The organism is Halorubrum tibetense, assembly GCF_042661865.1.
In the GTDB taxonomy this organism is placed as follows: domain Archaea; phylum Halobacteriota; class Halobacteria; order Halobacteriales; family Haloferacaceae; genus Halorubrum; species Halorubrum tibetense.
In genome coordinates this window covers 1-548 of record NZ_JBHSWW010000699.1, presented here as the reverse complement: position 1 = coordinate 548, position 548 = coordinate 1, and the positions used below count along the sequence as shown (strand labels likewise).

Here is a 548-nt window from a genome sequence, read left to right as displayed (position 1 = left end):
GCACGCGGCGATGGGGTCGGTTTCTACCGCGTAACGCTCTATCAAAAATTTTGGCGTGCCATCGATCAGGCCAAGAAAAACACCCACCTTCGGTTTGTCCAGAAGCGCGCGATAATTCGCCTGTACCTCTGCAGCCGTTTGATTCTGCATACCCCAGTAGGCGGCGTAAGCTTGGCTGACCCAAGGCTGAATCAATAGATGATCGGTGTCGGGGTTGAAGGGCGCAAAGGTAATAGTTCCTAGGCCGGTGGCGAAGTGAAAAGATTCAGTCATGGGTAGCACCACTTAATTCGAGGTTAGTATTGGCGTTTATTGATGTGTCCGTGGGTTCGGTGGTCGATTGAGTTTTGAACAGGGTGTAAAACAGCGCGAGGGCTATCGCGAAGCCTGCAAAGGACGCTGCAAAGGTGTACACCAAGCCTAGGCCGTCGACGATGTACCCCACTGCAAAGCTCGCCGCTATTACACCCAAATTTTGAAAAAAGTGAATCTTGCTGAAATCGGAGGCGTAGTTCGCAGGATCGCTGCGCTCAAACAGGATGACCTCT

Annotated in this window: 2 protein-coding genes; both read right to left on the bottom strand. The window is 52.0% G+C overall.

The window, feature by feature from the left end; all coding sequences use genetic code 11:
• Positions 1-273 (bottom strand): GNAT family N-acetyltransferase (locus tag ACFQEU_RS17820; RefSeq protein ID WP_379784329.1); only part of this gene is annotated, 273 nt, incomplete at its 3' end.
• Positions 266-548, bottom strand: a 283-nt coding sequence (locus ACFQEU_RS17815) for a hypothetical protein (protein WP_379784327.1), incomplete at its 5' end; no start/stop codon positions are given. The genes ACFQEU_RS17815 and ACFQEU_RS17820, both read right to left, overlap by 8 nt.